This is a genomic window from Christiangramia qingdaonensis, from assembly GCF_048381525.1.
Classification (GTDB): domain Bacteria; phylum Bacteroidota; class Bacteroidia; order Flavobacteriales; family Flavobacteriaceae; genus Christiangramia.
This window is the reverse complement of sequence record NZ_JBLWIM010000008.1, coordinates 85,104-108,656: the sequence shown is the minus strand read 5'-3', so window position 1 is coordinate 108,656 and position 23,553 is coordinate 85,104. Positions and strand designations below refer to the sequence as shown.

Annotated in this window: 19 protein-coding genes; 8 read left to right on the top strand and 11 right to left on the bottom strand. The window is 38.1% G+C overall.

Annotation, left to right across the window (positions count from 1 at the left end):
* Positions 1 to 198 precede the first annotated feature (198 nt).
* The 3 genes from ACNI3T_RS01255 to proC are packed head-to-tail and all read right to left on the bottom strand — an operon-like array spanning position 199 to position 3,048.
* Complete coding sequence (locus ACNI3T_RS01255; protein WP_418226279.1) at positions 199 to 1,398, bottom strand: glutamate-5-semialdehyde dehydrogenase; 1,200 nt, start codon at positions 1,396 to 1,398, stop codon at positions 199 to 201.
* A gap of 34 nt (positions 1,399 to 1,432) precedes the next feature.
* On the bottom strand, positions 1,433 to 2,206 hold the full coding sequence (gene proB, locus ACNI3T_RS01250; RefSeq protein WP_418226278.1) for a glutamate 5-kinase: 774 nt from the start codon (positions 2,204 to 2,206) through the stop codon (positions 1,433 to 1,435).
* Positions 2,207 to 2,241: 35 nt separating this feature from the next.
* Complete coding sequence (gene proC / locus ACNI3T_RS01245; protein WP_418226277.1) at positions 2,242 to 3,048, bottom strand: pyrroline-5-carboxylate reductase; 807 nt, start codon at positions 3,046 to 3,048, stop codon at positions 2,242 to 2,244.
* Between the two features lie 604 nt (positions 3,049 to 3,652).
* Between proC and ACNI3T_RS01240 the strand changes: the two genes are divergently transcribed.
* The 5 genes from ACNI3T_RS01240 (at position 3,653) to ggt (ending at position 12,439) form a co-directional block, all read left to right on the top strand.
* On the top strand, positions 3,653 to 7,312 hold the full coding sequence (locus ACNI3T_RS01240; RefSeq protein ID WP_418226276.1) for a CheR family methyltransferase: 3,660 nt from the start codon (positions 3,653 to 3,655) through the stop codon (positions 7,310 to 7,312).
* Positions 7,313 to 7,320: 8 nt separating this feature from the next.
* The gene (locus ACNI3T_RS01235; protein ID WP_418226275.1) at positions 7,321 to 9,534 is read left to right on the top strand and encodes an ATP-binding protein; all 2,214 of its coding nucleotides are present in this window, start codon (positions 7,321 to 7,323) and stop codon (positions 9,532 to 9,534) included.
* 61 nt (positions 9,535 to 9,595) lie between these two features.
* Positions 9,596 to 10,156, top strand: coding sequence for a response regulator (locus tag ACNI3T_RS01230; protein ID WP_322302489.1), 561 nt, complete (start codon positions 9,596 to 9,598; stop codon positions 10,154 to 10,156).
* Positions 10,128 to 10,694 carry a biliverdin-producing heme oxygenase gene (locus ACNI3T_RS01225; protein WP_418226274.1) on the top strand — a complete coding sequence of 189 codons (567 nt, stop codon included), beginning with the start codon at positions 10,128 to 10,130 and terminating at the stop codon, positions 10,692 to 10,694. The genes ACNI3T_RS01230 and ACNI3T_RS01225 overlap by 29 nt, the downstream gene beginning before the upstream one ends.
* A 38-nt stretch (positions 10,695 to 10,732) precedes the next feature.
* Positions 10,733 to 12,439, top strand: a complete 1,707-nt coding sequence (ggt, locus tag ACNI3T_RS01220) for a gamma-glutamyltransferase (protein ID WP_418226273.1) — start codon at positions 10,733 to 10,735, stop codon at positions 12,437 to 12,439.
* On the opposite strand, the gene ACNI3T_RS01215 is transcribed toward ggt, so the two are convergent.
* Positions 12,436 to 13,020, bottom strand: coding sequence for a pseudouridine synthase (locus tag ACNI3T_RS01215; protein WP_418226272.1), 585 nt, complete (start codon positions 13,018 to 13,020; stop codon positions 12,436 to 12,438). The two genes, ggt and ACNI3T_RS01215, sit on opposite strands and share 4 nt — an antisense overlap.
* 95 nt (positions 13,021 to 13,115) lie before the next feature.
* Between ACNI3T_RS01215 and wrbA the strand changes: the two genes are divergently transcribed.
* Positions 13,116 to 13,727, top strand: coding sequence for an NAD(P)H:quinone oxidoreductase (gene wrbA / locus ACNI3T_RS01210; RefSeq protein ID WP_418226271.1), 612 nt, complete (start codon positions 13,116 to 13,118; stop codon positions 13,725 to 13,727).
* An 87-nt stretch (positions 13,728 to 13,814) separates the two neighbouring features.
* Here wrbA and ACNI3T_RS01205 read toward each other — a convergent pair whose 3' ends face one another.
* From ACNI3T_RS01205 to ACNI3T_RS01190, 4 genes are all read right to left on the bottom strand, one after another.
* Positions 13,815 to 15,971, bottom strand: coding sequence for a M3 family metallopeptidase (locus tag ACNI3T_RS01205; protein ID WP_418226270.1), 2,157 nt, complete (start codon positions 15,969 to 15,971; stop codon positions 13,815 to 13,817).
* An 88-nt stretch (positions 15,972 to 16,059) separates the two neighbouring features.
* Positions 16,060 to 17,079 (bottom strand): helix-turn-helix domain-containing protein, encoded by a 1,020-nt coding sequence (locus ACNI3T_RS01200; RefSeq protein WP_418226269.1) that lies wholly within the window; start codon positions 17,077 to 17,079, stop codon positions 16,060 to 16,062.
* 108 nt (positions 17,080 to 17,187) lie between these two features.
* Entirely contained in the window at positions 17,188 to 19,731 is a 2,544-nt protein-coding gene (locus ACNI3T_RS01195; RefSeq protein WP_418226268.1) for an ABC transporter permease, read from the bottom strand.
* A 1-nt stretch (position 19,732) separates the two neighbouring features.
* The gene (locus ACNI3T_RS01190) at positions 19,733 to 20,416 is read right to left on the bottom strand and encodes an ABC transporter ATP-binding protein (RefSeq protein WP_418226267.1); all 684 of its coding nucleotides are present in this window, start codon (positions 20,414 to 20,416) and stop codon (positions 19,733 to 19,735) included.
* 52 nt (positions 20,417 to 20,468) lie between these two features.
* Between ACNI3T_RS01190 and ACNI3T_RS01185 the strand changes: the two genes are divergently transcribed.
* Positions 20,469 to 21,176, top strand: a complete 708-nt coding sequence (locus ACNI3T_RS01185; protein ID WP_418226266.1) for an arylesterase — start codon at positions 20,469 to 20,471, stop codon at positions 21,174 to 21,176.
* Here the strand turns inward: ACNI3T_RS01185 and ACNI3T_RS01180 are convergent.
* Together ACNI3T_RS01180 and ACNI3T_RS01175 are read right to left on the bottom strand one after the other, a co-directional pair.
* Positions 21,153 to 21,539 carry a hypothetical protein gene (locus tag ACNI3T_RS01180; RefSeq protein WP_418226265.1) on the bottom strand — a complete coding sequence of 129 codons (387 nt, stop codon included), beginning with the start codon at positions 21,537 to 21,539 and terminating at the stop codon, positions 21,153 to 21,155. The genes ACNI3T_RS01185 and ACNI3T_RS01180 overlap by 24 nt on opposite strands.
* Positions 21,536 to 22,078 carry a hypothetical protein gene (locus ACNI3T_RS01175; RefSeq protein ID WP_418226264.1) on the bottom strand — a complete coding sequence of 181 codons (543 nt, stop codon included), beginning with the start codon at positions 22,076 to 22,078 and terminating at the stop codon, positions 21,536 to 21,538. Before ACNI3T_RS01175 ends, ACNI3T_RS01180 begins: the two co-directional genes overlap by 4 nt.
* A 394-nt stretch (positions 22,079 to 22,472) precedes the next feature.
* On the opposite strand from ACNI3T_RS01175, the gene ACNI3T_RS01170 reads away from it, so the two are divergent.
* Entirely contained in the window at positions 22,473 to 22,697 is a 225-nt protein-coding gene (locus ACNI3T_RS01170) for a CDGSH iron-sulfur domain-containing protein (RefSeq protein ID WP_322302501.1), read from the top strand.
* Positions 22,698 to 22,746: 49 nt separating this feature from the next.
* On the opposite strand, the gene ACNI3T_RS01165 is transcribed toward ACNI3T_RS01170, so the two are convergent.
* On the bottom strand, positions 22,747 to 23,424 hold the full coding sequence (locus ACNI3T_RS01165; RefSeq protein WP_418226263.1) for a type 1 glutamine amidotransferase domain-containing protein: 678 nt from the start codon (positions 23,422 to 23,424) through the stop codon (positions 22,747 to 22,749).
* Positions 23,425 to 23,553 lie beyond the last annotated feature (129 nt).

The following is a 23,553-nucleotide window of genomic DNA, read 5'->3' as shown; positions in this document are numbered from 1 at the left end:
TTGCTTTTGTTTTCCATTTATAAGACTAAACAGTCCCTTAAACGTTACAGTTAGTGATTTAATTATATACCAGATCTAATTATTGAATACGTTGAAAATTCAGTTGAATTGTTTAACGCGAAACATTTTATTTTCGAAATCTGGACATAAAAAAAGCCTGGCATTTGCCAGGCTTTTTTTATACTTATAAAATCGAAGTTATACTCTTACATGTCCTTCACCCAATACGTAATATTTATTGGTCACCAATTGTTTAAGACCTAAAGGTCCTCTATGGTGAAGCTTGTCGGTTGAAATTGCAAGTTCAGCTCCAACGCCCATTTGCCCACCGTCGGTAAAGCGGGTGGAAGCATTGTGATATACTGCGGCTGAATCTACCTGCTCCATAAATGTGGTTGCTTCTTCTTTATCTGTTGTAATGATCGAAGCAGAGTGACCACCAGAGTACTGGTTGATCTTCTCAATAGAATTATCAAGTCCGTCTACAGCTCCAATCACAATTTTCATCGCTAGAAACTCCTCATACCAGGTATCTTCAGATGGTACTTTAGCTTGATCTGTAAGAACTTCAGAGACTTTATCATCTACCAGAATTTCAACTTTATTATCGCTGAATAATTCTTCCAGTTCTTTCAGTTTAGATTCATACCCTTCAATATTAGTGTCTACCAATACCTTATCTAAAGCATTACAACCTGAGATCTTGTCAATCTTAGCATTCAGCATTACTTTTTTGGCGATATCAAAATCGGCATTTTTAGAAACATACAGGAAGTTATTTCCTCGTCCCGAAACTAATACTGCTCCGGTTGCATGTTCTTTCACAAATGCGATCAGTCTTTCGCCGCCACGTGGTACGATAAGGTCTAATTGCTCTGGTGGATTTTTCAGAAATTCCTGAGTTTCGGTTCTATCCAGGTGTAGAAGTTTGATCCACTCCTTACCTAATCCGTTTTCTTCAAGTGCTTCATGCCAGCATTCTTCAAGTATTTTGTTACTTTCAATTGCTTCTTTACCGCCTTTCAGATAGATCTTATTGTTTGCTTTAAAGGCAAGAACAGCTGCTTCAATAGTTACATCTGGTCTGGATTCATAAATGATCATGATATTTCCAAATGGAGCCGTTTTGTTCGTAATATCCAGTCCAGTATCCAGTTTTCTATGTTCGATTACCTGGCCTACCGGATCATCCTGTTCCATCACCTCTTTTACAGACTGGATCATGCCGTCTACTTTTTTCTCATCAACGATCAATCGGTCATACATAGCCCGATCATCTTTTGTAAAAGCATCCAGATCTTTTTTATTCGCTGCTATAATTTCCTGGCGTCTTTTATCCAGAATATTCATCATAGACTTAAGTACGTTATTTTTAGTATCTGATTTTATCAACTTCATTTCTTCGTTTCTTTAAAATTATATTAATTATCTATTACGAGGTAAACTTCGTACCTACAGGTTTTCCGGCCATTATGTCCAGAATCACATCTTCACGTTTACCGTTAGCGATATAGGTTACAATGCCTTTGGCTGCAGTACCTTTAGCGATCTTGATCTTGGATTCCATTCCTCCTCGACCTTCGCCTTCACCTTTCTCAGATTGCTGAACGTATTTTTCTACATTTTCATCAATCTGTACTTTATTTAATTTTTCTGAATCGTCATGCTCAGGATGTCCAGTATAAAGACCATCTGTATCACTAAGGATGATTAGCTTTTCAGCGCCGATCAATTCTGCAACTAAACTAGCTAGTTCATCATTATCAGAGAACATAGACATAGTTACTGAAACAGCATCATCTTCATTCGCAATTGGAATAATTCCTTCAGATAACAAGGATTCATAACAATTGATCATATTCTCACGGTGTATTCCCGGGCTAAAATCTCTTTTGGTAGCTAATACCTGTGCGCATCGCATTCCGTAGTCATGAAAAATGCTATAATAATGACGCATCATTCTAGGTTGTCCTACAGAAGAGTACACCTGTCTACGTTTGCTAGCGTCTTCAACATTAATCTGTCCCAGAATTTCTTTGCCTGCAATTGCAGATCCGGAAGAGACGAGGACAACCATGATATCTTCTTCATATAATGTTGCGATCTGTCGCACCAAACTTTTCAATATTGGTCCCAAAATTCTGTTGTCCTTGTTGGTCATCACATTGGTTCCAACTTTCACGACAATTCTTCTTTTCTTATCCATTATAGATGTTTTGGTTATTAGGTTTTGTAAGTTGATTATTTTTCTTCTCCGAGTTCAACGGCTCTGTCGAAAGCAGCGTAGGCTGCATCCTTAATAAGTTCCTTAACATTATTATCATCCATAGAATCTAGTGCTGCCCTGGTAGTTCCTCCTTTCGAGGCTACACGGTCCATCCAGGTGTCTGGGCTTAGATCATTCTGGTTGAAAAGTTCCACGGCCCCTTCAAAAGTCTGGCTTACTAGTACTTTGGAGTCATTTTTACTGAAGCCCATTTTAAGAGCAGCTTCCAGCATCGAATTCATAAAATAGAATACATAAGCTGGTCCACTACCTGAAATACCAGTAGAAGCATCAATGAAATTTTCATTCTTTACGTGTATAGATTCTCCAGTAGTATCCAAAAGATTACGAACCATTAGAAGTTCCACTCTGGAAACTTCCTTGGATTCTGTATAGGAAGTGACTCCCTTTCCTACCTGTGCTGGTAGATTGGGCATAGATCTAACCACTTTCTTGACACCCAATCCATTCTGAATTTTCTCTATGGTGATACCAGCCATTAAGGAAACAAATATCTGATCCTTGTTTACCATTGGCTTCATTTCCTCAAAAAGCTCATCACAGTGATAAGGCTTAACGGCGACAAAAACCATATCAGCCTTGGGCAGGCATTCCGAAAGTGATTCATAAACATCAAAGTGATCCAGGTCTCTAAGTCTTGCAATCACATCTGCTGATTTATCGAATACCATAAGATTTCTCCTGTTAAGCATGGCAGATTGTGCCATCCCTTCAGCGTAAGTTAATCCCATGTTTCCCGCTCCAATTACTAATGTTTTCATTTTTGGTATTTTAATTCAAATAATATCGACTTTTTGTCGAACGATTTCGATTATTATGGTGCAATTACCATGCGATAGGACTTAAAACACGTAGCTCACCCACTAGATGACCGTTAATTTAGCCACATTCCATAAGAATTATCATTAATAAAAACTTAAAATCTATTTATGAAATCCTTACTTATTATGGATATAATATCCAATATATGTGCAGTTGATTGCTAGGTATTCAAATATTAATAATGATTCTGCTGCATTCTTGCGAGATTCGAAACAATGCGATAGGAGAAAATTCAAGAAATTGTTCAAGAGTCTTAAAACTATGTTAAACATTGGATTCAAAAAATACGCTATAGCGCAATTTTGTCAATTAGCTGTAAGAATGGCAGAACCATCAGTGACCCTGTTAATAAGGCCTTAGCGACAAATTCACTATCTCAGCAAGAGAATCCGAAAGATGAATAACGTGAAAAGCACCGTAAACACTGATCATTTGCCGCAACAATTGTGGGAATCGAGTTACTCGAAATCGAAATTTTTTTTTATAATTACGAATTGCTAAAAGCCTAAATGGCTAATCTTTAATTATCTACTACTCAGATTAATGGAAAGTACAGGAGAACGCTCAAGTGTTACGTCTGAATCAAAAATTGAAAAAAACCAAACTCGCATTATTGCCGTAGGAGCTAGTGCTGGAGGTTTAGAAGCTCTAAAGGCGTTTTTTGATACTATAGATGCTAATGATGTAAATGCTTATGTAGTAATTCAACATTTGTCACCAGATTACAAAAGTATGATGGGAGAATTACTGAAGAAGAATACAAAATTGCCAATAATTCAGATCGACCACGAGATGCAGGTGAAACCAGGGCATGTTCACCTGATCCCTCCCGCGAACAACCTCAAACTTGATGGTGACCGGTTAATTTTAATAGAGAAGCCTAAAAGTCAGACCCTAAATTTGCCTATTGATATGTTTTTTGAGTCTCTGGCGAAACAGCGAAAGGACAAAGCTATTGGGGTGATTTTGAGCGGTACTGGAAGTGACGGCACTCGAGGCACGCGAGCACTTAAAGAGAATGATGGTATGGTGATGGTGCAGGAGCCAGAAGAGGCTAAATTTGATGGTATGCCCGTTAGCGCCATAAGTACAGGGCTTGTAGACTATGTACTTTCTGTAAATGAAATGGGGCAGGAGCTCAAAAGATTCATTAATACACCTCCAATATTTCATTCAGAAGATGGTAATGCTGACTTCAACCAAAATGAACTTGAAAAAATTCTGAATTACGTTGATAAAAAGTCAGGATTAGATTTCAGAGAATATAAGTATGCTACTCTGGCGAGAAGAATTGCCAGAAGAGTAAATATTTGTAATTGTAATAATCTCAATGGCTATCTTGATTATTTAGAGAACAATGATGAAGAGGTTGAAATTCTTTACAGAGAATTCTTAATTGGAGTTACTAAGTTTTTCCGGGATGAAGAAGTATGGAACATTTTACGAAATGATGTTTTTCCCGAATTGATTAGAAATAGGAATAATGGTGACGTTCTAAAGATCTGGGATGTTGGTTGCAGCACCGGTGAAGAGGCATATTCATTTGCTATGTGCCTGCTCGAAGAGATGCAGAGACAGGATAAAAATATTGAAATTAAAATATTCGCTACAGATATTTCCCAGGCACACCTGGATATTGGTAGCAAAGGGCTTTATCCGGAAAGTATCGTCGCAGATGTTCCAAAGGATCTTTTACTAAAATACTTTTTAAGTAAATCTGAAGGGTATCAGGTTTCAGATAAATTACGAAGATCTGTCATTTTCTCCAGGCATAACATTATTAAAAATCCGCCCTTCAGTAATATGGATATGGTGGTATGTCGTAATCTTTTAATCTATTTTCAAAATAGTATTCAGAAGAAGGCGATGAATATGTTGCATTATGCATTAAAGAAGGATGGTGTTCTGGTTTTAGGCACCAGTGAAAATCCACATTCACTAAAAGACCAATTTTCTGAAATTGACCGTAAATGGAAAATCTTCAGAAATAAAAAGATTAGTAAGCGCTTAAAGAATGGAGTTACTCATGCATCCCAAACAAATAGCGACAACTCCAGGATTTTAGAGAATAACGCTAAACGGGAACGCAAAAATCGTGGCGCTCAATCCAATCCTATTCGACAAAAGCTTCAGCATGAACTAAATGAAGCTATTCTAGGACAGTTTGGCGGTGCTGCAGTTTTCGTAGATACAGATTATAATATACTGCAGGCGGTTGGCGAATTTAGAAAATATGCAGCTTTACCTGTTAGTGGATTTTCGATCAACTTACTGGATATGCTTGACTCCAGTTTGAAATACGTAATTCAATCTACCTTTTCTAAAGCGCTGGAATCTAATGAAGTTGCCGTATATAAAGATGTTGTTATAAAAAAAGAGCATGACAATTTTGGCGTAGATGTGATCATTAAGCCCTTAAAAGAATACGCTCTGGAGGATGAGATCAATTACGTAATAATATTTGTTGAAAAGGATATCGATTTATCGAAGATTCAGGAGGTTGAAAAAGTGAGTCCTTCTAATCAAACCAAGGAGTATGTTAGCAACCTTGAAAATGAGCTGAAACGTACCCGGGAAGACCTGCAAACTTCGCTAGAGGAAATTGAAACCAGTAATGAAGAACTTCAGGCGGCAAATGAGGAACTTTTAGCTTCGAACGAAGAACTGCAAAGTACCAATGAAGAGCTTCAAAGTGTCAATGAGGAAATAAATACAGTTAATGCAGAGAATGTTCAGAAAATGGATGATCTCGCAGCACTAAATGCTGATATGAACAATCTCTTGAAAAGTACTGATATTGGTGTGATCTTCCTGGATTCACAATTCAATATTCGAAAATTTACTCCGGCAATCAAAAAGCACTTTAGTTTGCTAAACGGTGATATTGGGAGGCCAATTGATAATTTCACCAATAGCTTTGGTCTAACCCGTAGACGAAGTTTTATAGATCGTTGTAAGAGAGTATTGCAAAGCGGTAAAGTTTTGGAAAAGCATATCGTTTCTAGAGAAGGACGTAATTATCTACAACGTATTTCTCCTTATTTTAATTCAGAGAACGAACGGGATGGGGTGGTGATCACCTTCATAGATATAGAAACGATTCAGAAGTCCAAAGAGAAACTGGCGGCTAGTGAAAAACGTTTTAGATCCTTCTATGAAGATGATCCGGTACTGCATTTAAGTGTAGATCCAAAGTCCTCCGAAATTGTACAGTGTAATCGCAAAGCCGTACAACGACTAGGTTATAAGGATAAAGAAGAAGTTGTGGGTCGATCCATTCATGAATTATTCGATAAAGACTCAAAAGTTTCATCTACGAAACTTAAATCTCGCATCAAGAAATCTGGAGAGATCATTAATATCGAGCAGAATATGATTACCAGGAATGGTAGTATTTTACCGGTAATCTTAAATGCAACCGCTGAAAAGGACGAAGCTGAAAACCTTAAAACCATTCGCTATACCTGCGTGGATATTTCAGCTTTGAAAACAGCAGAAGCCAAACTTCAGGAACAAAAAAGTGACCTGGAAAGAGCGAACAGAGATCTGGAGCAATTTGTTTCCATTTGTTCTCACGATCTACAGGAACCATTAGCAACAATCAAATTTGGTAGCGATGTTCTGGGGAAAATGTATGCCAAACATTTGGATGAAAAAGGAGAGAACTATATTAAGTACATCAAAAATGCTTCAGACAGGCTTTCGGAACAGATAAAGGCACTTCTGGAACATTCCAGAATTGGAAAGAATGGAGCAAAGGAACTGGTCGATATAAAAGAGGTTGTAGAGATAGTGAAATACGATCTGGGAAAGAGCATTAGGGATACAGATGCAAAGATCAATATTGGTTCGATGCCTCAAATCATGGGTTATGAAGTAGAACTTAGATTGTTATTCCAGAATCTTATTAGTAACGCTATAAAATACGTTCCAAAGGAGCGAAGTCCAGAGATCAGGATTTCTTCTTATCGTGAAAGTGATTATTGGGTATTTTCCATCATGGATAATGGTGTAGGAATCTCAAAAGAAGACCAGAAAAACATTTTTACAATTTTTAATCGTGTACCTGGAAATGAGGATATGGAAGGAACAGGAGTTGGACTGGCACACGTAGAAAAGATCGTACTGCTTCACGAAGGTACCATCTGGGTAGACTCTCAGGAAGGAGTAGGTAGTACCTTTTATTTTAAACTGAAGGCTTAATTTATTTAATGACAGAAGATAATAAGTACCCGGTAGAAGTAGACCTTAGTAGTTGTGAGAAAGAGCCTATTCATATCATAGGTACCACGCAATCGCATGGTTTGTTGATTGCTTCATGTATTAAGACAGGTGAGATCACACAGGTTGGAGAGAATTCTGGCCATATCATTGGTATTGCTTCTGACGAATTACTAAAACTCAATATTTCTGCTATTTTATCTTCGGAAGTGCTTAAAAATATCAATAAATCTCTGCTGAAGGATGAGAGACTGGAAGTTGAAGAAACGCATGTCAACGGTAAGAAATTCATCATTATCCCACATTTAAGCGGTGATTCTTTAATTCTGGATATTGAACCCACCCATGAAAAGAAGGATACTTTTGATTTTCAGAGGGAGTTATCCGGATTACTGAATACATTATCTGCAAGTGATAACCCTCAACAGCTTTGTCAGGATGCAGCCAATCTTACCCGCCAGATTTTTCAATATGACCGTGTAATGGTTTACAGGTTCGATGACGACTGGAATGGAAAGGTGATCGCGGAAGCAAAGAATAATGATCTGGAGCCTTTCTTAGGACTACAGTATCCGGCAAGTGATATTCCGAAGCAGGCGAGACAATTATTTTTTAAGAACAGAGTGCGTATTATTACTGATGTTAATTACAGTCCAGTAAAGATAGTTCCGCAAATTTCACCAACCAGTAGTGAACCTCTGGATATTTCGAAATCAAAACTTAGAGGTGTATCACCAATACATATCGAATATCTTCAGAATATGGGAATTGGTGCGAGTTTGACCGCAGCATTGATCAGTAATGGAAAATTATGGGGTCTGCTGGCCTGTCATCATCGGGAAGCTAAATTTGTGAGTTACTACGAGCGGCAGACCTGTGAATTTTTAATTCAGATATTTTCGAATGAACTTTCACTCAAGAATTCCAATACATTTTTAAATAAAATAGGAGAGATAGAAAAGGTTGCAGGACAACTTATGGATCAGGTCTTGAGACAGGATTCCATCAAAAAAGGACTCGCAACCAATGATCTTAAACTTACAGATCTTATTGAATCTTCTGGAGCTGCAATCGTAATAGACGGGAAGATCAAGCTCGTTGGAGAGACACCATCTAAAAAAGAAGTGAAAACGCTCATTAAAAAGTTTTTGAGTAGACAACAGGATAATATATTCCATACTAAGAATTTATTAAGCTTGCATCCGGAAGCTAAAGCTTACAAAGCAACTGGTTCGGGTATTTTGAGTTCACGATTGGGAAATGACAATAAGAACTATTTGATCTGGTTTCGTCCTGAAGTAATTCAGCAAATTGACTGGGGTGGCGATCCCAATAACAAGGCATTCTACGATTCAGAAAAAAAGCGGCTGACTCCGCGTAAATCTTTCGAGAAATGGACCGAGAATTTGAGCGGTGTAGCAACTGCCTGGAATGATTATGAATTAAGCGGAGCCAGAAAACTCAGTAAAAACGTTAATTACGTTATTCTTGATCATCAAAAACGTAACATAGATAATCTTAATGAGAAGTTAGTGACTGCTCATAAGGAACTGGAACTTTTCAGTCAGGGTCTCTCCCATGATCTAAAAGCACCTCTTCGTGGAGTAGATGGCTATGCTCATATTTTAAAGGAAGATCACTTCAGCAGTCTTAATAAGGAAGGAAGAATGGCAGTAGATACGATCCTTTCTTCGGTTCAGGAGATGCAGGATCTAATTGATAATATCCTTTCTTTTGCAGGTGTCTCAAATGAAAATATAAGTAAACAGGTTGTCTCTACAGATACCATGGTCAGTGATATATTGAAGTCATTTAATATAAAGTCTAACTTTAGTAATACTTCGGTTAGTATCGATGAGTCTTTACCAAAAATGCTGGGAGACAGAAGGATGCTGGGTCAGGTCTGGTCCAATCTAATTGCCAATGCTTTGAAATACAGTGAAAGAAGTTCCAGTCCAGCAATTGTAATAGGGTATAGTCTGCAAGAAAACATTACTGTATACCATATCAAGGATAACGGGATTGGTTTTGATCCAAAATATAAAGAGGAAATTTTCAACTTATTTTCAAGACATTCGGGAGATAATTACCAGGGCACCGGAATTGGATTAGCGATCGTAAAAAAGATCATCGAGAAGCATAATGGTAAGATCTGGGCAGAGAGTGACCCTGGTAAAGGCTCAACTTTCTACTTTCATGTTTAACTTTTAGCAATTGTTTCATACTTAGTTTTAGATTATTTTCGCTTTTGATATAAGTGTAGTCATGATCCACAGAAAACTTAACATACTTCTGGTTGAAGATAATGAGAATGATATTTTTCTCATTAAGCGACAAATTTCAAAGATCGTAGAGGAACCTGTGATCGAAACCACAGATAATCTTCAGGATTGTAAACGATTACTTTTGAACTTCGCGCCAGACGTGGTCCTTTCAGATTATAATTTGCCCAACTGTACAGGCCTGGATGTGCTGACTACCGTGCAGGAATTTGATGATTCCATTGGATTTATCTTTATTACCGGAACTATCAACGATGAGGAATTAGCGGCAAACACTATTTTAAATGGAGCTTCAGGTTTTATTCTTAAAAAGAATATTAACAGCCTGAGTGAAAAGCTGGAGCCTCTGCTAAAAAAGATAGTCATTAATATGACCTCAAAACAGGAGCTTAGAAGTATGATTCGCCAGAACAAAATCACGGTGAACAAGATCTATGATTACCTGGACAAAATGAATTCTGAAGATCAGGCTCAGAAAGAGAACATCAATAAGATCAGGGAAGCGATCGGTAATTTTGATACAGATAGAAACGATGCTGAATAAATTACGCGAAGCAACCAAAGCTCAACATGAGGCATTGGAAGGTGAAAATCTAGCCAACAAGATCATGGATCACAGTATTACTGTAGAAGAGTATAAATTACTACTGCTCCAGAATTATGCTGCTTATGCTGCTACTGAAGATGCTATAGCCCGCCATCTGAAAAATTATTCTTCTACTAAAACCGATGCGATCAAACTGGATCTTTCCAGCCTTGGAATTGAAAAAGCTGAAACTTCTCTTGAATTTCAATGTGAGAATGAAGCGGAAGCAGTAGGTGCAGCATATGTTGTGGAAGGTTCTGCAATGGGAGGTTTAATGATAGGGAAGGAGCTGAAGAATTGTCCTCATCTTGAACATTTACCAGATCAACAATTTTTCAGTGGAAAAAGAGACCAGATCAAAAGCTGGAATGAATTTCTAAAGTTTCTTCGGAGTAAGGACTTTTCAGAAGATCAAAAAGAAACTGCTGCCAGAAAGGCTCAACAAACTTTTGATTTGTTTGAAGAAGCATTCAAAATTGAATTAATACAATTATAAAGTCCTTCTCAGGACTTTTTTCATTAAAACGCGTTGCTATGTATAAGATAACACTACTTCTACTTGTATTTTTCTCGGTTCAGCAACTTGATTTGCAGGCACAATCGGGAAGAATTCCTGTGGAAGCCGAAAACGGGATGGTGACAAGCTCACATTACCTGGCTTCAGAAGCAGGTGTGGAAATACTCAAAAACGGAGGAAATGCTATCGATGCTTCTATCGCAACTGCTTTTACATTAGCTGTGACTTTGCCTTCGGCTGGTAATATTGGTGGCGGAGGATTTTTGCTTTATAAACCGAATGCAAATAAGGCAACCGGATTCAACTTTAGAGAAAAAGCTCCCCAAAAAGCTACAAAAACTATGTTTCTTGGAGAAGATGGTAAAGTTAAAGATAACTCGAACCATGAAACGACATTATCTGCAGGAGTTCCGGGAACTGTTGCTGGATTATTTCAGGCACATTCCAGGTATGGGAAATTGGATTGGGCTAGCCTGGTTCAACCTGCGATCGATCTTGCCCAGAATGGATTCACGGTATATCCCGATCTGGCCAGATTTTCTGAGTGGGTTTACGATAACAAAAAAGAATATTCAAGTACTGCCGCTGTTTTCCTGAATAGCAACGGAGATGCTTACCAAACGGGCGATACCATTATTCAGAAGGATCTTTCTGAATCTTTTATAAGAATCCGTGATGATGGAGCTGATGGTTTTTATGGCGGTAAAACTGCTCAGCTAATTCATGATTTTATGAAGAATACTAATGGTATTATTACCAAAAAGGATCTGGAAGATTATGTGTCGGAAGAAGTAGTACCGCTCGTAGGAACTTATCGCGGAAATGAAATTATCGGGATGCCTCCTCCAAGTTCTGGTGGAACTGCGATCATAGAAATGCTAAACATTCTTGAGAATTATGATCTTAAGGGATACGGACTTAACAGCGCTCAGAGTATTCATTATATTAGTGAAGCCATGCGACTAGCTTTTGCAGACAGAGCTCAATTTCTTGGGGATCCGGATTTTAATCCAGAAATGCCTTTGGATTCACTCTTATCGAAATCATACGCTCGTAACTTAAGATCGGGCATTAAGAAAAAGACAGCTTCCGTAAGCGATTCTGCAAATTTTAATAAGAAGCATCTTCAGTTTGAAAGCGAGGAAACTACCCATATTTCGGTGGTCGATAAAGAAGGCAATGCCGTTTCACTTACTTATACATTGGAACATTCTTATGGAAATAGAATCGTAGTAGATGGCGCCGGATTTCTTCTGAATAATGAAATGGGTGATTTTAATGCGATTCCCGGATTAACAAATTCAGAAGGTAGAATTGGAACAGAGCCTAATCAAATCGCTCCCGGGAAGCGAATGCTTTCAAGTATGAGTCCAACCATCGTAGCAAAAAACGATAAAGCCTATATCGTTATTGGATCACCAGGTGGCCGAACTATCATTAATACTGTTCTACAGGTGATTATAAATGTTGTAGACTATGAATTGGACATCGCAAAAGCTATTGAATCCCCAAAATTTCATCATCAATGGTTGCCTGATATGATCACTTTTGAAGAATGGGGTTTTTCACCAGACACGATAGAGATCTTGAAATCTTACGGACATAAAGCAGGTACACGATCTTCACAAGGTAGAGCTATGGGAATTTTCATAGATCCTGAAACTGGTGTTTATCAGGGTTCTGCCGATTCCAGAAGCTATACAGGTAAAGCGCTTGGATATTAGAAATTTACGCTTTCTATTTCTCGCACTTCACCACTATCTAAATTATCGAGTCTTTCATTGGCGATGCGAACTCTTACCAGTCTCAAAGTGGCAAAGCCAACTGCTGCGGTCATTTTTTTTACCTGTCTGAACTTGCCTTCGGTAAGAGTAATACTTACCCAACTGGTAGGCCCGTGTCGTTCGTCCCGTATTGGTTTGCTCCTTTCAGGGAATTCTGGTACTGTATCCAATTTAAAAACCCTGCATTCTTTAGTTTGATAATTTTTGCCCTGAATGCCTATCTCAACACCTTTGCGAAGTTTAGCAATGGCATCTTCTGAAATTTCACCATCAACCTGTACATAATATTCCTTTTCAGAATTACCGGCGGTAACCTTTGTGCTAAGCTTACCATTTGTCGTCAATAATAAAAGTCCTTCAGAATCCTTATCCAGTCTCCCAATAGACATGGTACCTTCAGGAAAATCACCTAGCTCTCCCAGAAGCTTATGTTTTCCTCCCTTTCTTTGGTTAGTTATAAACTGACTCAAATAACCGTATGGTTTATAGATCTTAAAATGCCTGTGATAATTAGAAGTCATAATTGTAGTGAACAATAGAAGATTTATCAAAACTTTAAAAGTTGTTTTGAACGAATCTACTTAAGTTAATAGGAAACAAATTTAAAATCTTATTTATGAAAATTGCTATAATATATTACAGTGCAACCGGTACAAATCATCAAATGGCGAAGTGGGCAGCAGAAGCTGCAAAGTCTAATGGGGATCATGATGTTCGACTCCGAAAATTAAAGGAAACTGCCCCAATGGAAGCTATTGAATCAAATGATGCCTGGAAAAAACACTATAAGGAAACACAGGACGTTGAGGTTGCAGAGCTGGATGATCTTGATTGGGCAGATGCAATAATTTTTAGTATACCAACCAGATATGGAAATTTACCTTCTCAGCTTCAGGCATTTTTTGATACCACAGGAAGTTTATGGAGTAATGGAAAATTGATTAATAAAGTCGTTTCGGGTATGACCAGTGCGCAAAATCCACACGGTGGTCAGGAAACTACGCTACTCTCACTTTATAAAAGCATGTTTCATTGGGGAGCTATCGTTGCTGCTCCTGGATATACTTCAGAAGAACTATTCAAAACTGGAGGTAATCCTTATGGTTTTAGTTCTGAAGGAGGAGTGGATAATCTTAATGAGCAATCTAAAACTTCTATAACGCATCAGGTAAAACGCACTATAAATATTGCCGAAAGTATTAAAAGCGGAATGAGTAATGCTTCATAGATAGTTAGTAAAATCTTAAGACGTAGATCCAAAACAAAATAAAGCCCTGAAACTTCAGGGCTTTATTTAATATCAAAAGTTTTGAACTTATTCTTCGGTAGTTGAATTTTCAGGAATAGGAAAACCACGATCACGCATTAACGCATCAATTTCAGCATCCCTTCCACGGAATTTCTTATAAGCTTCCGCAGGATCCATCGCATTTCTAGGAGCAAAAAGATATTTCACCAGCTTCCGCGCAACTTCCTTATCATAGAAACCACCTTCAGCTTCAGCAAAAGCTTCCGCAGCATCAGCAGTTAAAACATCTGCCCATAAATATCCATAATAACCGGATGCATAACCTTCACCAGAGAACACATGTCCAAAATGAGGTGTTCTATGACGCATTACGATCTCCTCCGGCATATTCAGTTCTTTTAAAGTTTCCTTTTCGAATTTGGCAGGATCGATACTGTCTGGATCTGTAGTATGATACTTCATATCCATGATCGCAGAAGCCAAAAATTCGGTCGTACCAAATCCCTGGTTGAAAGTAGAAGCTTTTTTGATCTTTGCTACTAAAGCTTCTGGAATCACCTCGTCAGTTTCGTGGTGTCTAAGAAACTGGTTGATAACCTTGTCTGTAGACAACCATCTCTCGAGTAATTGCGATTGAAATTCAGTATAATCACGTACGCCACCATTTAAGGTAGGATATTCAACATTAGCCGATAGAAAGTGCAGGGCATGGCCAAATTCATGGAAAAATGTTTCTGCATCATCCCAGGAAACCAATACTGGCTCACCCGGAGCAGGTTTTATGAAATTTGAATTGTTAGAAGCCAAAACCGGTTTTTCACCTGTAAGCTTCGTATAACCTCTGTAAGTAGTTGCCCAGGCTCCAGAGCGTTTTCCCTGTCGAGCATAAGGATCTAAATACCATAATCCTACAATTTCACCCGAATCTTTATCACTAACTTCCCAGACGTTCACATCCTCATGAAAGACGGGCACACTATTATTCTCTACAGGAGTAAAAGCAAAATTGAACAACTCACCAGCAGTAAAAAATAAGGCCTGGGTAAGATTTCCTAGTTCCAGGTATTGTTTTACTTCTTCGCTATCCAGGTCATATTTTTCTTTTCTAACCTTTTCAGCATAGAATCTATAATCCCATGGTTTGATAGTAATATTTGCATTTTCAGAATCTGCAACTTTCTGCATGTCTGCTACTTCTTCTTTTACTCTTGCTAAAGCCGCAGGCCATACCTGCATCATTAGATCCATGGCATTTTCAGGATTTTTAGCCATGCGATTCTGTAAACGCCACTGTGCGTAATTATCAAAACCAAGTAATTCCACACGCTCATCTCTAAGCTTCAGGATCTTTTGAATAGTCTCTTTATTATCGAATTCATCATTATTATCTCCTCGGGAATAGTAGTTCTTCCATACTTTTTCACGTAGTTCTCTTTCCGTAGAATAGGTAAGAAATGGATCCATGGAAGATCTTGTATTGGTAACTGCATAATAACCTTTATGATCACGATCCTCAGCAGCTTTGGCGGCAGATTTCACAAAGGATTCCGGCAGTCCGCCAGTTTGTTCCTTTGTAAGATAGATCACATAATTCTCTTCATCTGCCAATACGTTACTTGAAAACTTAGTATATAGTGCAGAAAGTTCCTTGTTGATCTCTGCATAACGTTTTTTGTCTTCCTCACTTAGGTCGGCTCCCTGCATAGCGAACTCTTCATAAACCAAATCGATGACTCGTTGTTCTGCGGAATCTAATGGCTTCTTCTGAGAATTCTCATAAACCGTTTTAATTCGTTTAAATAAAGCTTCATTCTGGCTGATCTTCGAGGAATACTCTGAAATCTCTGGAGCCAGTTCTTTCTGAACAGCTCTGAATTCCGGGCTGGAAACATTGCTGCTATAGATACCATAATAGGTAAAAGCACGATCGAGTTCCTTACCTGCTTTTTCCATTGGAATAATGGTGTTTTCAAAGGTAGCTTCAGCAGTGTTGTTAGCGATCTGGTTGATCTCTTCCAGATGCATCTCCATTCCCTTGCGAACAGCTGGTTTTACAAGTGAAACTTCCATTTTATCAAAAGCCGGAACTCCTTCATAAGGACCCTGCCATTCTTTAAGTAATGGATTTTGCATAATTTCCTGGTTATTTTCCTGAGCATTGGACTGACTAATTAGTGCAAATAGCGCGATCATACTCAAGCCTGTTCGTAATTTCTTTTTCATATTTTATATTTATTCGAAGTCTTTTAACATACTAAACCGAACCAAAGCGAGGCTTTAAATATTCCGGTTAATCAATAAAATTTATATATTAATTTGATGGTAATTCATTTTTGGAAAGTACTTTCCTTGGAGAAACTCCGTATTTTTTCTTGAAGATCTTAGAGAAATAACTTCGGCTGGATAATCCAAGTTCGTAGACCACTTCACTAACGTTCTTCTTTCCTGAAGAGAGCATGTGTAGTGCTCTTGTAAGACGTATATCCCGCACGTATTCATTCACGGTTTTTCCATAAACCTTCTGAAAAACCTCCTGAAGTTTGTTCGTGTTAACGCCGGCAATCTGTGCCAGTTCGTTCACGGTTCCAGCCTGGGCGAGATTGGAATCTATGTACTTAACAACCTTTTCTACAGCCGCCCGGTCTTTATCTTTTAGTTCATTCTGAGTTTGCTGGTCCTCCTTTTTAAAACGATTCAACATATAGCTCAGGATCTCCAGAGATTTTGCTCCCACAAAATTAATCCTCGGAAATCCTGTAAGATCACAAGTTTCAATTTCCTTGATAATTTCTGAAGTCTGGAGGCTAATGTTGCCCAGGTTTGAGACCCTGTTGTGAGCCTGTACATCACTAAACAATTTGTAGAAAATTGGCTCAAGTTCATGAAGGTCAAAACTGAAGTATTCCTGGAATTTTAAACGGTCAATTTCCAGGTAACAGAGGGTTGTTTCTATATCCTTCTTCAAAGTAATATTATAAGTCTCTTTACTTTTTGGAGCGGCGATCACGAATTCATGATCTTTAACAAGATCTTCAGCATCTATAAAATCAAAACTACTACCAATCATTCCGTCCAGACAATAAATAAATCGAATCGGCTTTATAGTTGGATGGGAAATCCTGAGTTCTGTGTCTTCACGAACTGTCACATGATACATATATAGACCTATACCATTTGGAAAATTAATTCCACGAATGTTACCATCACCAATAGATTCAGGTATAAATATGGAGAATTCGCCAAGTTGTTCTGAATGATTTATTCCTAAAGTCTGTGCAAGTTCGGGAATAAAATCATCCACATCATTTATTTCTAAATGATAAGTCTTCATAAAAATCAAGTTAGTTTGTTAACTCATACAAGGTACACAGCGGCTTAAACTATCATGGCTAAAGAATTGTTAAATTCATTTTGACAATGTGAACACCATCAATTTAATTTATCCTAACTCCTTCCGAAGAACAGCCAGAGGAGGACTTTTTACCACACTATAACTATTTGCAAGTCCAATAATTACTACTAACGCGGTAATCGCCGGGAATACTACCAAAAACGGAATCCATGAAGGAACAAACGTAGTATCGAACAGGAAATAACCAATGAGGAAACTGGAGATCAAGGATAGTAATATTCCGGAAAGGCTTCCCAGGATTCCCAGAAATAAGTATTCCAGACCCAGAATCTTTAAGATCTGCCTGTTCTTGGCACCAAGGGTTCTCAAAAGAACACTTTCGCGAATTCTCTGATATTTACTGGTTCTTACTGCACCAATAAGTACGATAATACCGGTAAGAATACTGAAAAATGCCATAAAATTGATTAGCCATGAAATCTTGCCAAGAATTTCTTCTACGACTTTTAAAACCTGTCTTAGATCAATAATAGTCACATTCGGGAACTCCTGAACCAGTTTCTGCTGAAGCTGCGCCGAGGAATTATCATCTTCAACCCGCGTTGTCATCACTGTGAATTGCGGAGCATCTTCAAGAACACCGGTGGGGAATAAAATTGAAAAATTTATCTGCATATTACTCCAGTCCACTCTACGAATACTCGCAACTTCAGTTTCCAGCTGAACACCCTGAACATTAAAAATCATTTTGTCTCCAATATTGGCTTCAGCATCTTCAGCGAGATTATCACTTATAGAAATAGGAATAGGACCTTTTCCAGTAAAATTAGCTTTCCATTTTCCTTCCAGAATTTCTTCCCCTTCAGAAAGAGAGTCCCTATAGGTAGTCCTGAATTCGTGATCCAGAACCCAGTTATTGATCGTACTGCTAGTATCCTCACGAATCTCGTTTGCGCTTCTACCTTTCAGCTTAATGATACGCATAGTGACGATGGGGATGTTCTGTAATAGGTCCAGACTACTACTGTCAATTACCTGTTTAACCTCATCCTTCTGCTCACTTTGCACGTCCAGTAAGATCATATTTGGAGTATTTTTCTGACTCTCCATTGTGGTTTGAGCCAGAAGCAGATCCCTGGTAAAATATAATGTACTAATTAAAAATGTTCCAATCCCAATGGCAAGAATGAGAATGAGTGTTTGATTCTGTGGGCGATAAAGGTTTAAAACACTTTGTCTTGCCGGGAATCCCCAGTTCTTCGGAAAATACCTTTTCAGTAATTTCATGATCAATGCTGCAAACCCGCTTAAAATAGCAAAGGTGACTGCCAGGCCCAGAACGAACCATATCGCATATAGCCAGTTATCGAGTAACCAGAATGCAAAGATCCAGATGAAAATTATTACTGCGAGTGACACCAGAATCTTATATTTTTTATTCTTTCCTGTAGATTGCTGCATGCGTAAAGTCTGCAGTGGAGAAATATCCAGGGTGGTAAGCAAAGGGTATAGTGCAAAAAGAACCGACATGCTTACTCCAAGTATAATTCCTGTAATTATTACTACAGGTGAAATTTGGACATCTATCTCTACCGGCAAAAGATCCTGTAACAGGTATGGAAATAATTCCTGCAAACCGAGCCCTAACAATGTTCCAATCACAGAACCGATCAATCCAATAACGATCACCTGAATTAAGAAGATCTGAAAACTTTGTTTTCTTGAAGCACCCAGGCATTTTAAAATAGCGATCGATGCAACTTTTTCTTTTATATAGATATGTATGGCACTGGCGATTCCAACACATCCAAGTAATAACGCAATGAAAGCAACCAGGTTCAGGAATTTTGCAAAATTTTCATAACGTCTTCCTAATCTCTGACTAGTGGATAGGTGAGTGTCCAGATCTGCATCATTCGCATCGAGTATTGGATCAAGTTCTTCATCAAACTTCTCCATATCAAGACTTTCCGGAGCGGTAAAATAATACCTGTAATCAATGCGGCTACCGGTTTGAACCAAGCCAGATTTCTCAATGGCAGAAAAGGGCACCAATAGGGGAGGAGCTATAGAACTAAAAATGCTGGAACTGCCGGGAACATTGTTCAATGCTCCACCAATTTCTAAATTTGTATTTCCAATTTTTACAGTATCGCCAATTTCAATTCCCAATTGTAGCATGACCGTGGCATCCACCAGTGCAATTTCAGACTCTCTGAAATTATTACCGGCTTCGGGTGGTGTAGTTTCTATTTCACCATAAAATGGAAAACCGCCTTCTATTCCCCGAACCTGCATTAGTTTTGTTCCCTGGTTTCCAGGAAACGCTGCCATAGATGCAAAACTTATCTCTCTGGCTTCCGCGCCTCCAAGGGAATCGATGATTCCGTAAACTTTTTCCGTAGGAAGTTTATCACTGTCAATAATATAATCGGCGCCCATAAGGGATTTCGATTGCAGAGAGATATTACGTTTGAGGTTAGCGCTAAATGACTGTATAGAAACTACTGCAGCAATTCCAAGTACGATAGATGCGATAAATAGAAATAATTTTCGACTACTTGCTTTCCCATCTCTTAAGGCCATTTTTATTAACCATGGGAAGCCGGCGCTTGATCTTTCAGAACTCATATTATTCCTGGATTTGTAATTCCTGAACTTTTCCCCCTCGAAGCTTAAGAATTCGCTGTGTTTTTTTAGCCAGTTCCATATCATGGGTAACTATTACCAGGGTGGTCCCCAGGTCCTTGTTCAGCGTTAAAAGTAGATCGATTACATTTTGTCCAGTAGCTTCATCCAGATTTCCCGTAGGCTCATCTGCAAAAAGTATCTTAGGTTTGTTACAGAATGCACGGGCGAGAGCAACTCTCTGTTGTTCCCCTCCAGACAATTGTGTTGGGTAATGATTCATTCTATCCTTCAAACCAACTTTTTCCAAAAGGGCTGTAGCTTCATTTTCTGCACTTAAATCTCCCCGAAGCTCCAATGGAACAGCAACATTTTCAAGTGCGGTAAGGGTTGGGATAAGCTGAAAGTTCTGAAATACAAATCCTACATGCCTGTTTCTTAAAACAGCGCGACCATCTTCATCTAGCTCACTTAGATTTTCGCCGCAAAGTTCTATAGTACCTTCATCACTTCGATCAAGTCCTGCACTTAAGCCAAGTAAAGTCGTTTTCCCACTACCTGAAGGGCCTACGATAGCAAAAGTTTCTCCTTCTTCAATATCAAAATTGATCTTGTCCAGGATGACCAGCTTTCTATTACCATTATTATAAGTTTTGCTGAGATTTTCAACCCTTAAAATTTTTGCCATCTTAGTTCTTTTAATTTTCTTTACTCGGGCCAACAAAATAAGAAATGATTTTATGAATACTGCACCTATCTTTCGAAGCTTTCAAATCTTTGCGCTTAGTTTTGTTTTACTGCTGAATCTTTCCTGTGGAAATGAAAAAAAATCGGTTGCAACTGAAGAGAAATCTGCTACTGAAGAAGCTGAGAATAATTCAGAAGAAGAGAATTCTAAAACGATCCTGTTTTTTGGGGATAGTATTACTGCAGGCTATGGGCTTGAAACAGAAGAAGCTTTCCCGAATCTAATTCAGCAGCGACTGGATTCTCTTGGGTATGATTACACAGTAATTAATGCAGGGCTTAGTGGAGAGACTACCGCCGGAGGACTTAATCGGATCGATTGGGTGCTAAAACAAAATGTAGAGATCTTTGTTCTGGAGCTAGGTGCGAATGATGGATTACGTGGTGTTCCTTTAGCTGAAACCAGGTCCAATCTTAATAGGATCGTGGATTATGTTCAGGAGAAAAATTCAGAAACTAAGATCATTCTTGCCGGAATGCAGATCCCACCAAATCTTGGGGAAGATTATACCACAGAATTCAGAGACCTATTTCCAGAACTAGCTGAAAAAGAGAACATCTATTTAATTCCATTTATACTGGAAGGTGTAGCAGGTGATCCGGATCTCAATCAACAGGATGGTATTCATCCAACTGCTGAAGCTCAGCCAATTTTAGTAGAAAATATCTGGGAAACTTTAGAACCCCTTCTTAAAAACTAATTGCTGAAACCCAAGGCTAGCAAAAAATGCGATCGCAGCAGTAGTTCCTAAACTTCCACCAAAACCTTCAAAGAATACTCCGGTACAATAAAATAGTATTCCGAAGAAAATAGATGATAAGATAATAATGCGATTCCTGGTCGCGATCTCTTCCGAAGCCATACCAACAAAACTTGCACCCATAATAACCAGGGGTAAGGTCTCCCGCAGAACTTCAGAGATTGGCGTATAGATTAATAATCCCCCTGAAATGCTCACGAGAGAAGAAGCGATGACAGCACCCAGATTTAAACTATTGTTTAAGGTATAAGTGAGCTGACCTGAAAGTACACTACAACCTAATATCAGTAGTAGATTCATCATAATAGCATGTAAGTTAAAAGGCTTACCAGGCTTACTCCGGCAAATGCAATACTACCAAGTTTCCCTGCATAACCGTTAAAATTCTCACGTGTAACAATGAGTATATTTCCAGCAAAAAAAGAGGCTAGTAATATAAATAGATAATTGCCTGCCAATACCGGAGGAGTCATTCCTACAAAAGCACCGCAGTAAATTGCTGGAGGAGCGATCTTAGTTAAAGGTCTATCTATAAACTTCGGTAGAATTCCGCCAAAAAGTCCAACAATTCCGGCAGAGAGTACCGCTGAAAGTTCAAATTGATCCTGCAGAAGAAAAGTTACAAGTCCACCTAAAATTGCAAATATGATCGTTGTTATGTGTATATCCTTTTCTACCAGTTCGTTTCTCCTCGAAAAATTATGGAAGTAAAAATAAAGAAGTAACGAAGTGATAATCACAAGCGGTATAAGCTGAGAAATCTGGCCCTGACTCTCAAAGACTGCGATTCCAATAAAGAGCGTGTGGAATAACAGGAAAATGAATTTAGATAAGTATTTCATTGGTACAAAGGTCTGAAACAGTACCCAAAACTTTCATTATCTACAGGAATTCTTCAGTTTTGTGATTTTGATAACTAAATTTATAATTTTAACAAATGTTCATTTTTAAAAAATATAAATTAATCACTATTTTTAGCCAGATCTATTAATTATTTGATTTTGAATTGTGTAAAAGTTCTGGCCACATTCTATTCTATCATTTTAAAATGAATTTAAACTTTTGCTTTTTTTTAATCTAATGATGCTTATAGATCTGTTTCGATAATGTTCACTTTCGAAAAAAGCTTCTTTCCAGAAGCTTTTTTCTTTTTGTGGCGTTAATCAAACAAGCACCTAAAATAGAAAGAGTCTAAACCTGCTTTGAAGTATCTTCGTACTTCAACCAAAAGAAATTATGGCGAAAACAAAACTAACAGTCAACAGTAACGGATCTCTAAAAGTAGAAGGAGATTTTGAAATCGTAGATAAAAATGGAAATGTATATGACCTGGGTGGAAGAGACCTGGTTTCAGTATGTAGATGTGGATTATCGAAGAATAAGCCATTTTGCGATGGTGCTCATAGAAATCATTTTGAGCACGAAGCAATAGCTTTCGACTTACCTCCAAAAAAGAAATAAAAAAAAGCCTCTGATTTTTCAGAGGCTTTTTTTCTGTAGAATTAAATTCTTATTTCAACATCTCATATAACCTGGAAGCAACTGCTCCAGAAGATTGCGGATTTTGTCCTGTGATTAAATTACCGTCTGTTACAGCATATTCATTCCAATCAGCTTCCTTAGAATAGATTCCTCCATTTTCCTTAAGCATATCTTCTACTAAGAAAGGCACAACATCGGTTAATTGAACCGCTTCTTCTTCGGAGTTTGTGAACCCGGTTACTTTTTTACCTTTTACAAGAGCGTTTCCGTCCTTCGCTTTTACATTTTTCAAAGCTGCAGGTGCATGGCATACAAATGCAATTGGTTTTCCGGCTTCGTTAAAGCTTTCAATAAGCTTAATAGATTTTTCATCATTAGACAGATCCCAAAGTGGTCCATGACCTCCAGGATAAAATATTCCATCAAAATCTTCTTCCTTAACATCAGAAAGCTTGTGTGTATTATTGATCACTTTCTGAGCAGCTTCATCGTCTTTGAATCGTCTGGTGTCTTCCGTTTGATTATCTTCAGAATCACTGGTAGGATCAATAGGTGCCTTTCCACCTTCAGGCGTTGCAACGGTGATTTCAACACCTTTGTCTAATAGGCTATAATATGGATTAGCGAATTCTTCGATCCAGAAACCAGTCTTGTTTCCAGTATCTCCTAATTCATCGTGTGATGTAAGTACAAATAAAACTTTCATAATAATATTTTTTTGGTTTATTCTCAAGTTCCAACTTAATGTTCACTCAGAGAATTAATTAGGACAAATTTAAGTATGTGACTGGCGTTTTAAGTTGATCTAAATCAATAAGACTGGTTAAAATCTTGT

Coding starts and splice junctions, on each gene's coding strand:
- wrbA (WP_418226271.1), top strand. CDS start 13,116: ATGAAAATTGCTATAATATATTACAGTGCAACCGGTACAAATCATCAA.
- ACNI3T_RS01200 (WP_418226269.1), bottom strand. CDS start 17,079: ATGAAGACTTATCATTTAGAAATAAATGATGTGGATGATTTTATTCCC.
- ggt (WP_418226273.1), top strand. CDS start 10,733: ATGTATAAGATAACACTACTTCTACTTGTATTTTTCTCGGTTCAGCAA.
- proC (WP_418226277.1), bottom strand. CDS start 3,048: ATGAAAACATTAGTAATTGGAGCGGGAAACATGGGATTAACTTACGCT.
- proB (WP_418226278.1), bottom strand. CDS start 2,206: ATGGATAAGAAAAGAAGAATTGTCGTGAAAGTTGGAACCAATGTGATG.
- ACNI3T_RS01255 (WP_418226279.1), bottom strand. CDS start 1,398: ATGAAGTTGATAAAATCAGATACTAAAAATAACGTACTTAAGTCTATG.
- ACNI3T_RS01240 (WP_418226276.1), top strand. CDS start 3,653: ATGGAAAGTACAGGAGAACGCTCAAGTGTTACGTCTGAATCAAAAATT.
- ACNI3T_RS01170 (WP_322302501.1), top strand. CDS start 22,473: ATGGCGAAAACAAAACTAACAGTCAACAGTAACGGATCTCTAAAAGTA.
- ACNI3T_RS01235 (WP_418226275.1), top strand. CDS start 7,321: ATGACAGAAGATAATAAGTACCCGGTAGAAGTAGACCTTAGTAGTTGT.
- ACNI3T_RS01205 (WP_418226270.1), bottom strand. CDS start 15,971: ATGAAAAAGAAATTACGAACAGGCTTGAGTATGATCGCGCTATTTGCA.
- ACNI3T_RS01215 (WP_418226272.1), bottom strand. CDS start 13,020: ATGACTTCTAATTATCACAGGCATTTTAAGATCTATAAACCATACGGT.
- ACNI3T_RS01185 (WP_418226266.1), top strand. CDS start 20,469: ATGAATACTGCACCTATCTTTCGAAGCTTTCAAATCTTTGCGCTTAGT.
- ACNI3T_RS01165 (WP_418226263.1), bottom strand. CDS start 23,424: ATGAAAGTTTTATTTGTACTTACATCACACGATGAATTAGGAGATACT.
- ACNI3T_RS01175 (WP_418226264.1), bottom strand. CDS start 22,078: ATGAAATACTTATCTAAATTCATTTTCCTGTTATTCCACACGCTCTTT.
- ACNI3T_RS01190 (WP_418226267.1), bottom strand. CDS start 20,416: ATGGCAAAAATTTTAAGGGTTGAAAATCTCAGCAAAACTTATAATAAT.
- ACNI3T_RS01180 (WP_418226265.1), bottom strand. CDS start 21,539: ATGATGAATCTACTACTGATATTAGGTTGTAGTGTACTTTCAGGTCAG.
- ACNI3T_RS01195 (WP_418226268.1), bottom strand. CDS start 19,731: ATGAGTTCTGAAAGATCAAGCGCCGGCTTCCCATGGTTAATAAAAATG.
- ACNI3T_RS01230 (WP_322302489.1), top strand. CDS start 9,596: ATGATCCACAGAAAACTTAACATACTTCTGGTTGAAGATAATGAGAAT.